The sequence below is a fragment of the Arthrobacter sp. 18067 genome (assembly GCF_902706295.1).
GTDB lineage: Bacteria > Actinomycetota > Actinomycetes > Actinomycetales > Micrococcaceae > Arthrobacter.
Genome location: NZ_CACSJJ010000023.1, coordinates 1 through 17671, shown reverse-complemented (window position 1 = coordinate 17671; position 17671 = coordinate 1). Strand labels below are relative to the sequence as shown.

Annotated in this window: 15 protein-coding genes; 2 read left to right on the top strand and 13 right to left on the bottom strand. The window is 63.8% G+C overall.

What is annotated here, in order from left to right; translation table 11 throughout:
• Positions 1-44: 44 nt before the first annotated feature.
• The 4 genes from hutI to tdh all read right to left on the bottom strand — a co-directional run bounded on the left by hutI (position 45) and on the right by tdh (position 4873).
• On the bottom strand, positions 45-1274 hold the full coding sequence (hutI, locus tag GVL04_RS20080) for an imidazolonepropionase (protein ID WP_159707928.1): 1230 nt from the start codon (positions 1272-1274) through the stop codon (positions 45-47).
• 20 nt (positions 1275-1294) lie between these two features.
• Positions 1295-2392, bottom strand: a complete 1098-nt coding sequence (locus GVL04_RS20075) for an FAD-binding oxidoreductase (protein ID WP_159707814.1) — start codon at positions 2390-2392, stop codon at positions 1295-1297.
• A gap of 193 nt (positions 2393-2585) precedes the next feature.
• The gene (locus GVL04_RS20070) at positions 2586-3779 is read right to left on the bottom strand and encodes a glycine C-acetyltransferase (protein ID WP_159707812.1); all 1194 of its coding nucleotides are present in this window, start codon (positions 3777-3779) and stop codon (positions 2586-2588) included.
• 47 nt (positions 3780-3826) lie between these two features.
• On the bottom strand, positions 3827-4873 hold the full coding sequence (tdh, locus tag GVL04_RS20065; RefSeq protein ID WP_159707810.1) for an L-threonine 3-dehydrogenase: 1047 nt from the start codon (positions 4871-4873) through the stop codon (positions 3827-3829).
• Between the two features lie 107 nt (positions 4874-4980).
• Between tdh and GVL04_RS20060 the strand changes: the two genes are divergently transcribed.
• Entirely contained in the window at positions 4981-5928 is a 948-nt protein-coding gene (locus GVL04_RS20060) for a LysR family transcriptional regulator (RefSeq protein WP_159707808.1), read from the top strand.
• Between the two features lie 55 nt (positions 5929-5983).
• Here GVL04_RS20060 and GVL04_RS20055 read toward each other — a convergent pair whose 3' ends face one another.
• The 5 genes from GVL04_RS20055 to GVL04_RS20035 all read right to left on the bottom strand — a co-directional run bounded on the left by GVL04_RS20055 (position 5984) and on the right by GVL04_RS20035 (position 12058).
• Complete coding sequence (locus GVL04_RS20055) at positions 5984-7168, bottom strand: Gfo/Idh/MocA family protein (RefSeq protein WP_235036373.1); 1185 nt, start codon at positions 7166-7168, stop codon at positions 5984-5986.
• A gap of 26 nt (positions 7169-7194) precedes the next feature.
• The gene (locus GVL04_RS20050; protein ID WP_159707804.1) at positions 7195-8247 is read right to left on the bottom strand and encodes a LacI family DNA-binding transcriptional regulator; all 1053 of its coding nucleotides are present in this window, start codon (positions 8245-8247) and stop codon (positions 7195-7197) included.
• Positions 8248-8316: 69 nt separating this feature from the next.
• Positions 8317-9975, bottom strand: coding sequence for a sugar ABC transporter substrate-binding protein (locus GVL04_RS20045; RefSeq protein WP_159707802.1), 1659 nt, complete (start codon positions 9973-9975; stop codon positions 8317-8319).
• Positions 9976-10057: 82 nt separating this feature from the next.
• On the bottom strand, positions 10058-10981 hold the full coding sequence (locus GVL04_RS20040; RefSeq protein WP_159707800.1) for a carbohydrate ABC transporter permease: 924 nt from the start codon (positions 10979-10981) through the stop codon (positions 10058-10060).
• 42 nt (positions 10982-11023) lie between these two features.
• Positions 11024-12058, bottom strand: a complete 1035-nt coding sequence (locus tag GVL04_RS20035) for a sugar ABC transporter permease (protein ID WP_159707798.1) — start codon at positions 12056-12058, stop codon at positions 11024-11026.
• Between the two features lie 216 nt (positions 12059-12274).
• On the opposite strand from GVL04_RS20035, the gene GVL04_RS20030 reads away from it, so the two are divergent.
• Positions 12275-13288: a formylglycine-generating enzyme family protein gene (locus tag GVL04_RS20030; RefSeq protein WP_159707796.1), complete on the top strand. Its 1014-nt coding sequence runs from the start codon at positions 12275-12277 to the stop codon at positions 13286-13288.
• A 17-nt stretch (positions 13289-13305) separates the two neighbouring features.
• On the opposite strand, the gene GVL04_RS20025 is transcribed toward GVL04_RS20030, so the two are convergent.
• The 4 genes from GVL04_RS20025 to gatC all read right to left on the bottom strand — a co-directional run bounded on the left by GVL04_RS20025 (position 13306) and on the right by gatC (position 17305).
• A complete protein-coding gene (locus GVL04_RS20025) occupies positions 13306-13863 on the bottom strand; it encodes a DUF5666 domain-containing protein (RefSeq protein WP_159707794.1) in 558 nt (185 codons plus the stop codon).
• Between the two features lie 79 nt (positions 13864-13942).
• The gene (gene gatB / locus GVL04_RS20020) at positions 13943-15451 is read right to left on the bottom strand and encodes an Asp-tRNA(Asn)/Glu-tRNA(Gln) amidotransferase subunit GatB (protein ID WP_091323187.1); all 1509 of its coding nucleotides are present in this window, start codon (positions 15449-15451) and stop codon (positions 13943-13945) included.
• Positions 15451-17004 (bottom strand): Asp-tRNA(Asn)/Glu-tRNA(Gln) amidotransferase subunit GatA, encoded by a 1554-nt coding sequence (gatA, locus tag GVL04_RS20015; RefSeq protein ID WP_159707792.1) that lies wholly within the window; start codon positions 17002-17004, stop codon positions 15451-15453. Before gatA ends, gatB begins: the two co-directional genes overlap by 1 nt.
• A gap of 4 nt (positions 17005-17008) precedes the next feature.
• A complete protein-coding gene (gatC, locus tag GVL04_RS20010) occupies positions 17009-17305 on the bottom strand; it encodes an Asp-tRNA(Asn)/Glu-tRNA(Gln) amidotransferase subunit GatC (RefSeq protein WP_089594284.1) in 297 nt (98 codons plus the stop codon).
• Positions 17306-17671 lie beyond the last annotated feature (366 nt).

Genomic DNA, 17671 nt, shown 5'->3' with positions numbered 1-17671 from the left:
CCGTAACCTCGGAAGGGGCCATAAGTGACCCCGCGTTGCTTTAATCAGACTGCCCGAGCGCCCGCCCGCCACACCGAGTGTGTCAGCGGGATCCCGGGACGGTAGGCCAAGTGGGTGGCCGACGGCGCCTTCAGCATGTGCAAGTCCGCGCGATGCCCGACGGCGAGCGAACCCACCGCCCGTTCGCCGTCGACGTCGTTCCCGGACTCCCTGCCCAACGCCAAGGCGCCGCCGTACGTCGCCGCTCGGACGGCCTCATGGACACTCAGGTGCATCTGGAGGACGGCTGTGGTCACGCAGAAGGCCATGGAGCTGGTGTACGAGGTACCTGGGTTGCAATTGGCGGCCAGCGCGATCTGCACCCCGGCGTCGATCAATTCACGGCCAGGTGCCAAGGGCTGGCGGGTGGAAAGGTCACAGGCGGGCAGGCAGGTTGCCACAGTGCCTCTTGCGCCGGCGCCCGTTGCCGGGTCCCAGCCGGCCCACGTTCCCGCGAGCGCGGCGATGTCCTGGTCCGAGAGATAGTTGACGTGATCCACGCTCGCGGCCGCAAACTCGACGGCCAAGGCTACTCCCGGGCCCTCGCCGAGTTGGTTGCCGTGGACCCTGAGCCCCAGGCCTGCGTCGCGGGCCGCGGTCAGCACGCGGCGGGACTGGTCCTCCGTGAACGCGCCCCGTTCGCAGAAAACGTCAGCCCAGCGGACGTGCGGCAGGACGGCGTCGAGCATTGGGCCGCAGACCAGGTCCGTGTATTCCTCGGGATCGGAGCCTTGCGGGACCAGATGCGCGCCGAGGTAGGTGACCTCGTCCACTTCGGCCGCGGCGATGCAGGCGCTGCGGGCCTCGTTCTCGACGTCGAGGCCGTAGCCGGTTTTGCTCTCCAGGTATGTGGTTCCTTGCGAGACTGCCTCGGCCACGCGGTCCCGCACGAGGCGGGCGAGTTCGTCGTCGCTGACGCTGCGCGTGGCTCCCGTAGTGACGGCGATTCCGCCGGCGCTGTAGCTTTCGCCGGCCATGCGGGCCTCAAACTCGGCCGTCCGGTCGCCAGCGAAAACGAGATGCGAGTGCGAATCAACCCAGCCGGGCAGGACGGCACGGCCCTCTGCGTCGATTTTTGCGTCAGCCGCAGGAGCGTCCTTGCTGGACCCGATCCACGCTATGCGCTCACCTTCAATCACGACCGCAGCGTCCCTGAGGACTCGATGCTCCAGGTCCTGGGTCATCAACTCGCCGATGTTGGTGATGACAGTGGTGCCGCTGTTCCCGTTCGTGATTCCGCTCATGACCCTATTGTTCAGCGCCGGATGGACCAGCGTACGGCCGCAAGCTGCTCCGCTGTCCGGGATTCCGGACTGTCGGCTGCGACGTGGCCGAGGATCAGGGCGGCTGCCAGCTCCGCGATGGCCGACGACGTCTGGAACCCATAGCCACCCTGTCCGGCCAACCAGAAGAAGCCGGGCGCTTCGGCGTCGAATCCCACCACGGGGACGCCGTCCGCGGCTTCGGTCCGGAGCCCCGTCCACGCGCGGTCGACGGAGCGGATGCCCAGCGACGTTACGCCGTTGAGTTTGTTGATGAGCGCCTCAATGTCACCCGGGTAAGGCTTTGCGTCCTCGGCTCCGCTGGGCACGGTTTCCGACGGGGAGATCAGTACTTGGTTGCCCTCGGCACGGAAATAGAACGTGTCGTCTGCGGCACAGACCATGGGTGTTTCTGGCGTCAACGGGTGCTCCACGTTCACGATCGCGGCGGTCCGCCGGTACGGCTGAAGCCCCAGTTTCTCCACGCCGCTGATGACCGCCAACTCATCCGCCCACGCACCTGCCGCGTTGACAACGACGCCGGACTGGAAGCCTTCGGTGCCGGCGCCCAGCTGCCAGCCACTCCCCAGCCGCTGGGCCGAGTGCACTTTGGCGCCGGTGATGATGTCTATGCCCGCAGCTTCTGCGGTCCTGCGGTGTTCCTCGAGCAACAGCGGGACGTTGCAGCCGAAGGATCCGTTATCCAGCCCTGCGGCAGTAAAGGAGCCAGGATTCAGGGCCGGGCACAGTTGCATCGCCTCATCGTGGGAGATGGTGTGCATGTTGCCGCTGGCCTCGGCGCGTACAGTTTCTTCGTCGCCCACCAGCATGAAACCCCGTGGCGTGAGAATGGGCTCTGCTGCCTGGGCATCCCGGGCTGCCAACATTTCCAGGGTTCGGATGGTCAACTCCTGCACGACCGTTGGGCCGTAACTGGGGATGAGTTGCCGCGCGGAACGCGACGAAGTGTGGAAGGCCAGGGACTGCTCGGCCTCAACCAGCGCTACGGTGCACTTGCCCGCGAGAGCCGCTGCCAGGGACAGTCCCCCAATGCCGCCGCCAACGATTACCACGTCATAATTCGAAGCCATGGCTCCATCCTGTCAGACCCGCGCGGCAGCGGCGACAGATCCCAACCCCCGCCACCTACGCACGCTCTCTCACCGAATACCCCCTGCAGCCGCACGCTCTATCACTTGCCCCAAGGGAGTGATAGAGCGTGCGGTGGAAACCCTCGAAAGGTGAGAGAGCATCGGGTGGAAACCCTCGAAAGGTGAGAGGGGGTTAGGCGACCGCGGCGCGGCTCTTGACGAACGCCTGGACGCACGCTTCGACGTCGTCCGCGCTGTGGGCTGCGGAAAGCTGCACGCGGATCCGGGCCACGCCCTTCGGGACTACCGGGAAGCTGAAGGCAGTGACGAAGACGCCGTTGTTGAGCATCTCGTCGGCAACCTTGGCGGCAACCACAGCGTCACCGAACATGACCGGGATGATGGCGTGTTCGCCGTCGAGGAGCTCGAAGCCTTCCTCGCTCATGCGGCGACGGAACAGCGCGGCGTTCTCGAACAGGCGGGTACGGAGTTCGCCGGATTCCTGGACCAGTTCGATTGCCTTGATGGTGGCAGCAACGATGGCCGGGGCGAGGGAGTTGGAGAACAGGTAGGGGCGGGCCTTCTGGCGAAGCATCGCAACAATCTCGCCGCGACCGGACACGTAGCCGCCCGAGGCGCCGCCGAGGGCCTTGCCGAAGGTCCCCGTGTAGATGTCCACGCGCTCGGAAACACCGGCGTGCTCGGGCGTGCCGGCACCGGTGGGTCCCATGAAGCCAACGGCGTGGGAGTCGTCCACCATGACCAGGGCGTCGTGCTTTTCGGCGAGGTCGCAGATGGCCTCCAGGGGCGCAAGGTAGCCGTCCATGGAGAAGACACCGTCGGTGACAATGATCTTCCGGCGGGAGCCTTCAGCTTCAACCAGCTTGGCCTCAAGGTCTGCCATGTCCTGGTTGGCATAGCGGAAGCGCTTGGCCTTGCTCAGGCGGATGCCATCGATGATGGACGCGTGGTTCAGGGAGTCGGAGATGATGGCGTCTTCGGGGCCAAAGAGTGACTCGAACACGCCACCGTTGGCGTCGAAGCAGCTGGAGAACAGGATGGTGTCCTCGGTGCCCAGGAACGTGGAGACGCGGGTCTCGAGTTCCAAGTGCAGGTCCTGCGTGCCGCAGATGAAGCGAACGGACGCCATGCCGAAGCCGCGCTCGTCCATGGCCGACTTGGCCGCGGCGATGATGTCCGGGTGGTCGGCCAGGCCAAGGTAGTTATTGGCGCAGAAGTTCAGGACTTTGTTGGCGGGCTGGCCGAGCTGGCCTGCGGCGATGTGGCTGGCCTGCGGCGAGTCGATGTGGCGTTCGGTCTTGAAGAGGCCAGCGCTGCGGATCTCGTCCAGTTCGCCTTGCAGCTGGTCTTTGATGGCTGAGTACATAAGGGGTGCTCCTAAAGTTGAGGGGGCCGGGTGCAGTTCAGGTCCAGTTACAGTTCGGTCCAGTCGAGGACCACTTTGCCGCCGGTGCCGTTGCGGGCGATTTCGAAGCCCTTTTCCCAATCCTTTGCGGACAGCTTGTCGGTGACGACGGCGGAGATGCTGCGGTGCAGCACGGGGTTGGAGGAGAGCATGGCGCTCATGGCGTACCAGGTTTCGAACATTTCGCGGCCGTAGATGCCCTTGAGCGTGAGCATGTGAGTCACAACCTTGCCCCAGTCGATGTCGATGGATTGGCTGGGAAGGCCGAGCATAGCGATGCGGCCGCCGTGGTTCATGTTGTCGATCATCTCAGGCAGTGCCGTGGGGTGTCCGGACATTTCCAAACCGATGTCGAAGCCTTCGCGCATGCCCAGTTCCTGCTGTGCCTCGCGAACGCGCATTTTGGAGACGTCGACGGCGAGGTCCACGCCCATTTGGCGGGCAAGTTCCAGCCGCGGCGCGGAGACGTCAGTGATGGCAATCTTCCGGGCACCGGCGTGGCGGGCGACGGCGATTGCCATGAGTCCGATGGGGCCGGCACCTGTAATGAGCACGTCTTCGCCGACCAGCGGGAAGCTCAATGCGGTGTGGACGGCATTGCCGAAGGGATCGAAGATGGCGCCGAGTTCGGGGGTGACCGATTCGTCATGGTGGACCCAGACGTTCGTTTCCGGGATGACGACGTACTCGGCGAAGGCACCATCGCGCTGCACGCCGACGGAGACCGTGTGGATGCACATCTGGCGGCGACCGGCACGGCAGTTACGGCAGATGCCGCAGACTACGTGGCCTTCACCGGAGACCCGGTCCCCCACCTTGACGTCGCGGACGTCCTCGCCGATTTCCACTACTTCGCCGTAGAACTCGTGGCCGGCGATGAGCGGCGTTTCGATGATGCTCTGGGCCCACGCATCCCAGCTTTGGATGTGGAGGTCGGTACCGCAGATGCCGGTGGTCATCACACGGATCTTCACGTCGCTGGGGCCCGCTTCGGGCTCGGGACGGTCGACGAGTTCGAACCCTGCGTGCGGTCCGGATTTGTAGAGAGCCTTCATGGAATTCCTCACTGCTGGGGCTGCTTCGCTGCTGCTGAGTCCATTGAATCCCCGCTAACGATTTAGCACAACTAGATTCTTCTCAATCAACGATTTAGGATTTACTAATGGAAATTCACCAGCTGCAAATGCTCCGGGAGCTAGGCGACCTTGGCAGCGTGAAGGCAGTGGCCGAGACACTCATGGTCACACCCTCGGCCGTTTCCCAACAGCTCGCCCTGCTGCAGAAATCGGTGGACGTTCCGTTGACGCGCAAGGAGGGCAGGGCCTTGGTGCTGACCGATGCTGGCCGCGTGCTCGCCGAGGCGGGTGCCGCCGTCGTGAACGCCATGGCGGATGCGAGGGCGGCAATCGGTGCTTATCACGACGCGCCCGGCGCCCCCGTCAGCGTGAGCGCCTTCCACAGTGCAGGGCAAGCGCTGTTTGCGCCGCTGGCGGCCCTGCTGGCAAGCGGAAAGGCGTCCGACGTCGGGAAGTCGCCTCGCCTGCGCCTCTCCGATGAGGATGTGGCACAGGAGGATTTCCCAGGGTTGGCGGCACGCTACGACCTTGTTTTGGCGCACCGGATGGACAACAGCCCGCAGTGGCCTGAAGACAAAGTGGCGGTGATCCCGCTCGCGGACGAGCCGCTGGACATCGCCCTCCCCGCGGATCACCCGCTGGCGGCGCGGCGGGAACTGGAGCCGTCCGACGTCGTGGGCGAATCCTGGGTGACCAGCCGCGATGGCTACTCCCCTGCGGACGTGCTGGCCGCCGTCGTTGCCGTGAGCGGGCGGCCGGCGGAGGTGCTGCACCGGATCAACGACTACTCCACTGTTGCGGCGCTGGTCTCGGCGGGCGGAGCGATCGGGCTCCTGCCGCGGTTCACGGCACGCCGGGTCCTGGACGCCGGAGTGGTGTTGCGCCCGCTGTCAGGGGTGAATTCGGTACGCAAGATCGACATCCTGGCCCGACCGGAGACCCTTAAAAGGAAATCGGTCATGACGGTTTGCGAGTCACTTCAAACCGTCATGACCGAGCTTATCGAGCTATCCAGCCCGGGCTTACCCAAGTAGGTCGCAGCAGAGCGCGTTTGGGACCGCTGAACGCGCTCAACTGCGACTCAGTTGGTCAGTCGCGGACCAGCGCCGGCTGGCCGGCGTCGAAGTACTCCACGAGTTCGCCCGGGAGTTCCGGGACCTCGCGGGCGGAACCGTCACCGCGCAGCGATTCCGCTGCAAGGATGCCGGCCACCACTGCTTGGCGCGCAGCGATGGGGCTGGTCTGGGTCTTGCCGCCCTCGGAAGCAAAGCGCAGGAATTCCTCGATCAGGCGGGGATCCGCGCCACCGTGGCCACCCTCCCCGTCCTGGATGGTGATGACCTCGTCAGGAACTGCATAGCCTGACGACCGGCTGGTCCACACGTTGATGGTTTCCCCGGGGCCGTCCCCCAGATTCTCAATCCGGCCCTTGGTGCCGATGACCGTGTAGTTCCGCCAGTAATCAGGGGTGAAGTGGCACTGCTGGTAAGAGGCCAGCACACCGTTGTCGAGGACCATGTTCATCATGGAAATATCCTCGACGTCGATCACCTCCGCCAAGTCCTTCTGCTCGGTGGGCGGCCAGTTGTCCATGGAGAACCAATCCCCCATGCGCTTGCCGTCGTTGTTGCTGCGGTTGGCCACATCGCCATAGACCGCGAGGTCTCCGACGGCGGCAACCCGTTTGGTGTAACCACCGGCAAGCCAGTGGATCACATCGATGTCGTGCGCACCTTTTTGGAGCAGCAGGGACGTGACATTGGCGCGCTGGGCGTGCCAGTCCTTGAAGTAATAGTCACCGCCGTGGCCGACGAAGTGGCGGCACCACACGGCCTTAACCTCTCCAATGCGGCCTTCCTCGATGAGCTGGCGCATCTGGACGACCACCGGCATGTGCCGCATATTGTGGCCGACGTACAAGCGCGTGCCGGTTTCGTAGGCCGTCTTAAGGATCAGGTCCGCAGCTTCCACAGTGATGTCAAGCGGTTTCTCGCAAAAGGTGGGGATGCCCGCCTTGAGCGTACGGACTGCGACGGCGGCGTGCTGGTTATCGGGGGTCAGGACCAGGACGGCATCCAGGCCGCTGGCCAGCAATTCTTCAAGATCGTCCGTGATCCGTGCAGTGGGGATACGCTCTGCAGCGTCCGCCCGGCCTCGTTCACTGAGGTCGCAAACAACGGTGACCTCGGAGCCCTGGCCCGGCTTATGGGCGTGTTTCCACAGCCCTGAACGCAGGCCGAAACCTACGATGCCGACCTTCAAATCCTTTTCCATGGTGTGCAATTTCCTTCTTCCGGTTCCTAGTAAAGTCTGGTTGCGGCACTGCGGTGCGGCGCGGACTCGCGCACGAACAAGTGCCAGGGAAAATCGAGGACACCGGGATCCTCCGTTGCTGCAGGGCCGGCTGGAGCTGTGGCCCGCCTCAAGAGAACCCGGGCGAGTTTGTCGAAGAAATCGACGGGACCCACGGTGCTCAGCGATGGTGACATCCGCTCACCTTCCACGGTGTTGCCCACACCGATGATGTCCACATCAGTTCCAACCGCGAGGCCCAGGCGCTGGGCGGCATTAATGGCGCTGACAGCCGCGTAATCCGTGGTGGCGTAGATGGCGGTAGGCCGGTCCGGGAGGCTCAGCACCCGGGTGGCGGCCGCGTACGCCCCGGCGCTGGTGCCATCGAACAAGCCTACGAAGTCGTCGCGTTCCGGAATCCCCGCATCCGCCAACGCCTCCGAGTACGCACGGTACCGGGTACCGCCTGACGTCCCCGCTGCTGTGGCCGGGGTCAGGCAAGCCACCCTGCGATGGCCGTGGAGCAGGTGCTCCACGGCCATGCGGCAGCCCGGCCCGGCGATGGAACGGATGACGTCGAAGCCCTCCGCTTTTACTTCCTCGTCGAAGACCACCAGCGTGGTTCCGTGCTCGGCCAGCTTCCGCAGGGCGTCCCGCTGGTCAGGACGGACTGCGTCCACGAACACGGCGTCAGCGTTGTGGGTGCCGAGCACTTTGACCCAATCGGCGTCGCCAAGGATCATCGGTGTGATTCCCAGCGGGACCGCAGCCTTCTGCACGGCCTCGATGACGGACAGGGACCAAGGATCGGACAACATGGTAAGCGACAGGATGACCGTGTTGGTCCGGCCGGTCCGGATGGCCCGGGCCGCCTGGTTGGGGCGGTACCCGAGTCGCTCCGCAGCCGCCTTGACCTTCTCCGCCGTCGGATCCGACACCCCGGGTCCGCCATCGCCGCGGCGCCCCGACAGCACATAGGAAACCGTGGCCGTGGAAACTCCCGCCAACTCGGCCACCATACGTATGGTGGGCCGGATTCCGGTGGTGCTCGCTTTTGCCATGGTTCCCCCTGCTGGTGTTCTTGTGTTGTCGCGTTGGTTCGTTGTTGGTCTGGTCTAGTTGTTTTGAGGCTAGCTCCTGAATACCGGCACGTTGGGGTCCAACGCGGCCTGGTACTCATCGCGCATCTTGTCGCCGCCTTCGCTCTTCCAGCGTTTGACCGCGTCCTTGAGCTCGTCGATCTTGGCGCGGCCCGTAATGATGTCCACTACCTTGTCGCGCAGTTGCTTGGTGATCTTGGCGCCGACCTTGGCGTTGGTGTCCGAGTAGGAACCGTTGGTGGGGTTGCGCCAGGCGAATTCCAGGAGCTTCTCCTCCTGCTGGCTGACATACCGGGTGTCGTCGTCGTAACCCGGGTTGAAGATGACATTCTCCGGGCTGGACATGATATTCAACGCCGAGACGAGGCCGGGTGCGTTGGTGGTTCCCGTTTCGGTGCGCGCCGGGTTTCCGGAGGCGTCGATCGAGTAGTCCTGGCCGAGCTCGCCGAAGTTCTTCTGCATGTACTCAACGGTGCCGAACGGGGCGGACAGGTAGTTGATGAGCGAGAGCAGCTCGCGGATCTTGCCTTCTTCAGCCTTCTTGAACGGGGTGAAACCCACCGTTCCGTAGCCCATGTCGTACACCGGCTTGACCTTGCCGTCTGCGCTGAACGGAATGAGGACATCGAACTGGGCGGTCTTGTTCAGGGCACGGTAGCTGCGGATGTCGTGCGGGCCAACCACAACCTGGGCGGCCACGCTGCCGTTGGCGACGCGCGAACGGATATCGGTTGCCTTGGAGTCCGGGTAGAACACACCGGCAGCGAACATCTTGGCAGTGAACTCCACGCCGGCCATGTATTCATCGGTTTCGTACAAGTGGGTCAGCGTGCGGTCCTTGTTGACGGCCCAGCTGTTCGGAGCGCCAAACCATTCGGTGACCATGTGGAGTGCATTGATATAGGCAGGTTCCAGCGCGTACTGCTGGTCTCCCGGGCGGGTCAGCTCCTTGGCTTTGTCAAGGAATTCGTCGGCGCTGGCCGCTTCAAAGCCGCCCACCTTGGCCCACATGTCGTGGTTGCCGAGGTACACCTGGCCGAAGGGGGTACTCGGGATGGGAGCACCCCAGATCTTGCCGTTGACGACGGCGGTCTTCCAGGAATCGGGCTTGAGCGCGGCCAGGTTGGGGTACTCCAGGACGGCGTCACCGGAGAGGTACGGCGTCAGGTCCTGGAACTTGGCCTCGAGCATGGGTCCGACGTTGGGGATGCCCTGGTTCGGCGGAACCCACATCATGTCCGGGAGATCGTTACTGGCCAGGACGGTGGCGAACTTGGCCGGGTAGCCGTCTCCGATATCTTCGGCGATCTGGAGCTCCAGGTCGCCGCCGAGCTTGGCGTTGAGTCGCTGCCAGAAGGGGTTGTCCTTCATGCCAGGGCTCATGGTGTCGAAGGTTTCGGTCAGACCAGTTACCTTGCCCTTGAGCGGCGGCGTCTTCACGGACTGCACAGCGGTGGGCAGCTTGAAGTAGCCGGCCTGGAGTCCCTTGGCGTTGCCCGCGATATCCGGGGTGACGCCAGTGAATTCCTTATATGTGGGCAACTTGACCGAAGCGGAGGCAGCGGCGCCTCCGTTGCTCGCGGCTCCGCCACCACCGCAGGCGGACAAGCCTGCGGCGGTCACGGCCAGGCCCGCGAGGCCAAGGAAACCGCGGCGGCTGAATCCGGCCTGGGAGGTAGTGCTCGTCATGGCATAACCCTTTCTGGTTACTTGCTTTTTTTCTGGGGTTTGAGTGCTTGGGGGGTGGGTGCTTGTGCTTCTGAGTGCGGGGCTAGCCCTTGACGGCGCCGGTGATGACGCCCTTGGCAAAGTGCTTCTGGAGGAACGGGTAGACCATCAGGATCGGGACGAGCGCCACCACAACCACTGCCATCTGGATGGACTGCGGAGGAGGCGTGGTGGTGATTCCCAGCTGGTCCGCCGCGCCGCTGCCCTGGACAACGAAGTTGCGGAGCAGCAGTTGGATGGGCCACTTGCTGTGGTCGTTGATGTACAGCAGTGCGTTGAAGAAGGAGTTCCAGAAACCGACGGCGTAGAACAGCCCGACGACGGCGATCACGGCTTTGGACAGCGGCATCACGATGCGCCACAGGATTTGCCAGTCATTGGCGCCGTCGATCCTGGCGCTTTCGATCAGTTCACCCGGAATGTTCATGAAGAACGAGCGCATGACCACGAAGTTGAATGCTCCGAAGATGCCCGGGAGGATCAACGACCAGAGTGAGTCAAGCAGTCCCAGCTGGCGGATCATGAGGAACGACGGGATCAGGCCCGGCGCAAACAGGAGCGTGAACAGGACTGCGAGGATCACAGGACGGCCAAAGAGCACCGTACGGCTGGTGGCGTAGGCCATGGTGATGGTGACGAACAGGGCCAGGATGGTGCCCACCGCCGTGACCAGCATGCTGACCCCGAGGGACTGCAGCACCATAGGGCCCTTGAAGATGGTGGCGTAGGCCTCCAGCGTAGGACGCTCTGGCCAGAGAACGAATCCACCGGCCTTGACCAGTTGTTCGGTGTCAGCAAGGGACGTTGAGACCACCAGCAGGATGGGTGTGAGGATGGACAGGCTAAAGACGATCAGGACCACTGCTTTGACCGTTTGGTACAGGGCGGAAGGCTTTTCCTTCCACACCGGGCGCTTGGGATTGTACGTAAGTTCCCGGGGTTTTCTGGTGAAAAGTGTTGTTGCCATGGGGTTCTCCTTGTGCGGCAGGCGCGCGGGTCAGCGGGGCTTTCAGCGCACTTGTTTTGCGAAGATTCCGTCTTCGCCGAAGCGGTGGGCAAGTTTGTTGGCGCCGTAGATCAGCAGCGCGCTGACCACGCCCTTCGCGAGGCCGGCCGCGGCACCTGAGCTCCAGCCGCCTCCCACTACGCCGGTGTAGTAGGTGAAGGTATCCAGCACTTCCGCGGCTCCGGCGCCCACTGCGTCACGCTGCAGGATGAACTGCTCAAAGCCGACCGAGAGGATGTCGCCGATGCGCAGGATGAGCAGAAGCACGATCACGGGCCTCAGGCCTGGGAGGGTGATGTGCCACATCCGCCGCCAGCGTCCTGCACCGTCAGCCGCCGCAGCCTCGTAGAGGGAAGCGTCGATGCTGGCGAGGGCTGCCAGGAAGATGATCATTGCCCAGCCCGCGTCCTTCCAGATCATCTGGACGACCACCATGACCGGGAATGTTTCCGGGTTGGTCATGAAGGGAATGGGATCCATGCCCCAGTCACGGAGAAGGTTGTTGACGAAGCCGGCGCCGCCCAGCATCTGCTGGAAGAACGCGATCACCAGCACCCAGGAAAGGAAGTGCGGAAGGTAGGCGATGCTTTGGAAGATCTTCCGGACCCGTGTGCTGATCAGTGAGTCAACGATCAGCGCCAGCACCAGCGGCACGGGGAACAGGAAGACCAATTGCCAGGCGGCCAGGTACAGCGTGTTCCAGAACGCGTGGATGAAGTCCGGATTTCCGAACAGATCCACAAAGTTCTGCCAGCCAACCCACAGGCTGTCTCCGATGCCCAAGTAGGGCTGGTAGTCCTGGAACGCGATGACGTTGCCCAGGATGGGGATGTAGAAGAAGAGCAGCAGGAAGGCCACACCCGGGACCATCATGAGCAGCATCTGCTTGTCGCGTCGCAGCCGCGACCGGAAACTCTGCTGCGGGGGCTTGCTTCGTTTCCGCTTCTTCGCACCGGATCCGGAGGTGTTTCCACCTGCCGGGGCCGGGACTCGGCGAGCTTCGGGCAATGCCGGAGCCTGTTCCGTCGTCGAGTTCATGCTGTCTCCTCAAGTGCTGAGCCCGAATCAGCAATGTGATTCAAGCCACGCTCGTTAACCGTTTAACAAACCATAAGTGACGCGCATCTCTTTTTGCAAGATCATGATCGAAACTGACCGCAGAAATCATTTTTCATCATTCTGACGGTCTCCCTGCCACCCGGAAACGCGGCCCCGCTAAAGTACAAGCAGTTGGAATTCACACAGGAGGTGGAAATGGCAGATTGCTGCAGCCCAGGCGCCGACGCCCGGGCACACCCGACGCAGGAGCTGACGCTCCCCCTGCGCGCAGTGGGCGGACAGCGGAACGTGCGCACCGCCGTCGAGCCTTCCGCAAGCAGTGCCGCAGCGTCCAAGGAAACAAACGACGCCGGGATCCCCGCCGGAACCTTCGCCATGGGCGACCCCTTCGGCGAAGGCTATGAAGCTGACGGCGAGTCTCCAGTGCACCAAGTGTCCGTATCAGGATTCCGGATCAGCGCCACCACCGTCAGCAACGCGGATTTCGCGGCCTTCGTGGACGCTACCGGGCATAGAACCGAGTCGGAAACCTTCGGAACATCGGCCGTGTTCCACCTGGCCGTGAGAGCCGGGCATCACGACATCCTGAACCGGGTCAACAACGTCCCGTGGTGGCTCAACGTGCGTGGAGCCGACTGGGCCCACCCCGCTGGACCGCTCTCACACTGGTCCGAAATTCCGGACCATCCCGTAACCCATGTCTCCTACAACGATGCCCTGGCCTATTGCGAATGGTCTGGCCGGCGGCTGCCCACGGAAGCCGAGTGGGAATACGCTGCGCGCGGCGGGCTGTCCGGGCAGCGCTACCCGTGGGGCAATGAACTCCACAACGATTCCCCCGGCGAGGCGGGGCACAACTGCAACATCTGGCAAGGCGAGTTCCCTTCCCGCAACACAGTGGAGGACGGCTACCTCACTACCGCCCCCGCCAGGTCATTCCGCCCCAACGGCTACGGGCTCTACCAAACCAGCGGAAATGTCTGGGAATGGTGCAGCGACTGGTTCCTGCCCAAGTACTACAAAACGTGCCTGGCAGCAGGAACCGTTGAAGACCCACAGGGGCCCACGATTGGCCGCGGCAGGGTGATGCGCGGCGGCTCGTACCTCTGCCACGATTCGTACTGCAACCGCTACCGCCTCGCAGCACGGAGCTCGAACACGCCGGACTCAGCCAGCGGCAACCTCGGCTTCAGGACTGTGGCCCTCTAACTCAGTGGCGCTATAGCTTACTTGGGCCCGTGGCCCCTGTGCCCGTGGCCGCCTTTGAGGCCCGAAGGCAACTCGCCGGATACCACCCTGGTGGCCGTGACGGTATCGCCGTCCTTCGTGCCGCTGATGCGCACCGTGTCGCCGGTCTTGAGGTCGGCGGCCGTGGCCGACGGAAGCGTGGGCCTGCCCTTGCCTTTCCTCAGATCCGAGGTATCAGCAGGAATCTTGGCGATCCGCGTCTCCGCATTGATCAAATACCGCTGGGCAAAGCCGTCCCCGCTCTTCACCGTCACTTCGGAGTCGCTGACGGACTCGATGGTTCCAAGCTGCGTGACCACGGTCCGGAAGGTGCCGTCCTGCTGCTTGACCACATGCTCGCCGTGGATTGCCTGCCCACGGCCTTCGGTGGACTTGGCGGTTCCGGACGCGGACGGGCTGGGTGAAGCTGAAGAGCCCGACGGCGAAGGGCTGGGCTGGGTGCCCGCCCACACAGCAGCGGCCCCGCCGCCGGTCAAGGCGACGGCGATCCCGCCAGCGAGAAAGGCCTTACGAAGGCCCGGTGTAAGAGTGGCCATGCATCCATTGTGCGCCCAAAGCGCAGTAGGCCGCAGTAATAACTGCGGCCTACTGCGATGCGAAGAGAAGAACGGGAGCTTAGCCCTCGACGCCGAGCTTCTCCAGGATGAGTTCACGGACACGTCCGGCGTCGGCCTGGCCACGGGTGGCCTTCATGACGCCGCCAACGATCGCGCCGATGGCCTGGACCTTGCCGCCGCGGATCTTCTCCGCCACGTCAGGCTGTGCTGCCAGGGCGGCGTCGATGGCTTCCAAGAGGGGGCCGTCATCGGACACAACTGCCAGGCCGCGCTTCTCGACGATCTCCGCCGGGGTACCTTCGCCTGCGAGGACGCCGTCCAACACCTGGGTGGCCATCTTGTTGTTGATCTTGCCGTCTTCGACGAGCTTGTTCAGCTCGACGATGACCTGCGGGGTGACACCGAGCTCGGAAGGATCGACGTCGGCAACCTTGGCGCGGCCAACGATCTCGCCCATCCACCACTTACGGGCGACATCGGCGGACGCGCCGGCCGCAATGGTTTCCTCAATGGAGTCCATGACGCCGGCGTTAACCACGTCGCGGAACTCCAGATCCGAGTAGCCCCAGGCTTCCTTGAGGCGCTTTCGGCGCTCGGCCGGCGGCTCGGGAAGGGTAGCGCGGAGCTCCTCCACCCACTCACGGGACGCGACGACGGGAACCAGGTCCGGCTCCGGGAAGTAGCGGTAATCGTCAGCGTCGGACTTGGGCCGGCCCGACGTCGTCGAACGCGTGTCCTCGTGCCAGTGGCGTGTCTCCTGGATGACCGGCTCGCCGGAATCCAGGACGGCAGCGTGGCGCTGGATTTCGTAACGGACGGCGTGCTCGACGGCGCGCAGCGAGTTCACGTTCTTGGTTTCCGAACGGATACCGAAGCGCTCACGGCCGTGCGGGCGCAAGGAAACGTTGGCGTCGCAACGGACGTTGCCGCGCTCCATCTTGGCATCGGAAACCCCGAGGTTCTTCACGATCTCGCGGACCGCGGCGACGTAGGCCTTGGCCAGCTCGGGCGCGCGGCTGCCGGCGCCCTCGATCGGCTTGGTGACGATCTCAACCAGCGGCACACCGGAACGGTTGTAGTCCACCAGCGAGTAGTCGGCACCCTGGATGCGGCCTGCGGCACCACCCATGTGGGTCAGCTTGCCGGCGTCCTCCTCCATGTGGGCGCGTTCGATCTCCACGCGGAAGACCGTGCCGTCCTCAAGCTCGATGTCGAGGTAACCGTCGTAGGCGATCGGCTCGTCGTACTGCGAGGTCTGGAAGTTCTTGGGGGTATCCGGGTAGAAGTAGTTCTTCCGGGCGAAGCGGCACGTCTCGGCGATCTTGCAGTTCAGGGCAAGGCCGATCTTGATGGAGGACTCCACAGCCGTTTTGTTCACTACCGGCAGGACGCCGGGCATGCCCAGGTCGACCTCGTTGACGTTGGTGTTCGGCTCGTCACCGAAGACGTTCGGCGCGGAGGAGAACATCTTGGTCTTGGTGTTGAGCTCCACGTGGACTTCGAACCCCAGGACGGGATCGTACTTCTCCATGGCCTCTTCGAAGCTCAGGGTTGCGTCGACGGACATTAGTTGGAACCTCCGGCGGTGGTTGAAGCTGATTTAAGCTCAGGCGCCTGTGCAAGCATCGGGCCGCCCCACTTCTCTTCAAGCATGGATTCGAGGACTGCACCCACGCGGTACAGGCGGGCATCCTGGCGGGCCGGAGCCAGCAACTGGATACCAACGGGCAGGCCGTCCTCGTCAGCCAGTCCACCCGGCAAGGACAAGCCCGGGATACCGGCGAGGTTGGCCGGGATGGTAGCGACGTCGTTCAAGTACATCGCCAGCGGATCATCCAGCTTCTCCCCCAACTTGAACGCCGTGGTGGGCGCCGTCGGGGAGATCAGGACATCAGCCCTGGCGAACGCGGCGTCGAAGTCGCGCTGGATCAGGGTGCGGACCTTCTGCGCCGAGCCGTAGTAGGCGTCGTAGTAGCCGGCGCTCAGTGCGTAGGTACCCAGGATGATGCGGCGCTTGACCTCGTCGCCGAAGCCGGCGGCCCGGGTAGCACCCATGACGCGCTCGATGGTCATGGGACCGTCCTTGGGCAGCACGCGCATGCCGAAGCGGACGCCGTCGAACTTGGCCAGGTTGCTGGACACCTCGGACGGCATGATCAAGTAGTAGGCACCCAGGGCGTACTTCAGGTTGGGGCAGGAAACCTCGACGATTTCAGCACCGGCATCCTTCAGCAACTGAAGGGACTCGTTGAAACGGTTCTCGACGCCGGCCTGGTAGCCCTCGCCGTGAAGTTCCTTGACGATGCCGATCTTCATGCCGGCAACATTGCCCACACGGGCCGCAGCAACAAGGTCATTGAAGGGATCGGTCAGTGACGTGGAGTCAAAGGGATCGTGGCCGCCGATGACTTCCTGCAGCAACGCCGAGTCCAGCACCGTACGGGAAACCGGGCCAATCTGGTCCAGCGACGACGCCATGGCAATGGCTCCGTAACGGGACACTGCACCGTACGTCGGCTTCACGCCAACGGTTCCGGTGACTGCACCGGGCTGGCGGATTGAGCCACCGGTGTCCGTGCCGAGCGCCAGCGGCGCTTCAAAGGCTGCGACGGCGGCGGCGGAGCCACCGCCCGAACCGCCAGGAATCCGGTCCAGGTCCCACGGGTTGCGGGTGGGGCCATAGGCCGAGTGCTCCGTGGAGGAACCCATGGCGAATTCATCCAGGTTGGTCTTACCCAGGATCGGCATCTTGGCCGCGCGCAGCTTCTTCACCACGGTGGCGTCGTACGGGCTGTGCCAGCCCTCAAGGATCTTCGAACCAGCCGTCGTCGGCTGGCCAATCGTCACGATGAGGTCCTTGACAGCAATCGGCACACCGGCAAGGGCGTGCAGTTCCCCGGCAGCAGCACCGCCGGCAGCACGGGCAGCGTCAACCTCGGCAGCAACGGCCAAAGCCTCTTCGCTGTTGACGTGCAGGAACGCATTAACCTGACCGTCAACGTCGGCAATGCGGTCAAGGTGCGCCTGCGTTACTTCGACGGCGGTAACCTCGCGGGAAGCCAGCTTGGCAGCGAGATCGGCAGCGGAGTGGCGGATGAGCTCGTTCTTCAGTTCAGTCATGTGATTAGCCCTCATCCAGGATTGCCGGGACCTTGAAACGGTTCTCGTAAGCATCCGGAGCGCCGGACAACGCCTGCTCAGCCGTGAACGTGTGGCCCACAACGTCCTCACGGAACACATTGGTCAACGGAATCGGGTGCGACGTCGCCGGGACATCATCCCCCGCAGCTTCGCTCACGCTCTTCACCGAATCCACGATGACGGCAAGCTCAACAGCCATCCTGTCCAGTTCTTCGGCACTCATTTCAATGTGAGCCAGACGCGCAAGATGCGCGACGTCGTCACGGTTGATCGCAGCCATGGATCTCCCCTGCAAAGTTCAAATGGTTTTCCGAACCAGTCTACTTGGGTTGAGTGTGCCGGTCAGACGGCGGGGTTCGCCATGTGGAAAGCGCTCGCCTTCGGCGGCTGCCCGCAGACGATCCTTTCGTCGCTCGCTCGTGCCTCCCCACCGTCTCCCTAACCTCGCAAGCTCGGCCAGGGAACCCGGACGGCGTGGGCCCAGCTTAGACGCGACCGGCAGGATGTCTCCGGTCCGCCGCCTCCCTGCCCATCTCACCTTGCGGTCGGTGCCCACCAAGCGCCTAGCCACCCCCAACCAAAAGACCTTGAGCGGACCATTTGCACTTTGCTTTTCCCGCTGGGTCGGGGCCGTGGGATGGGTGGG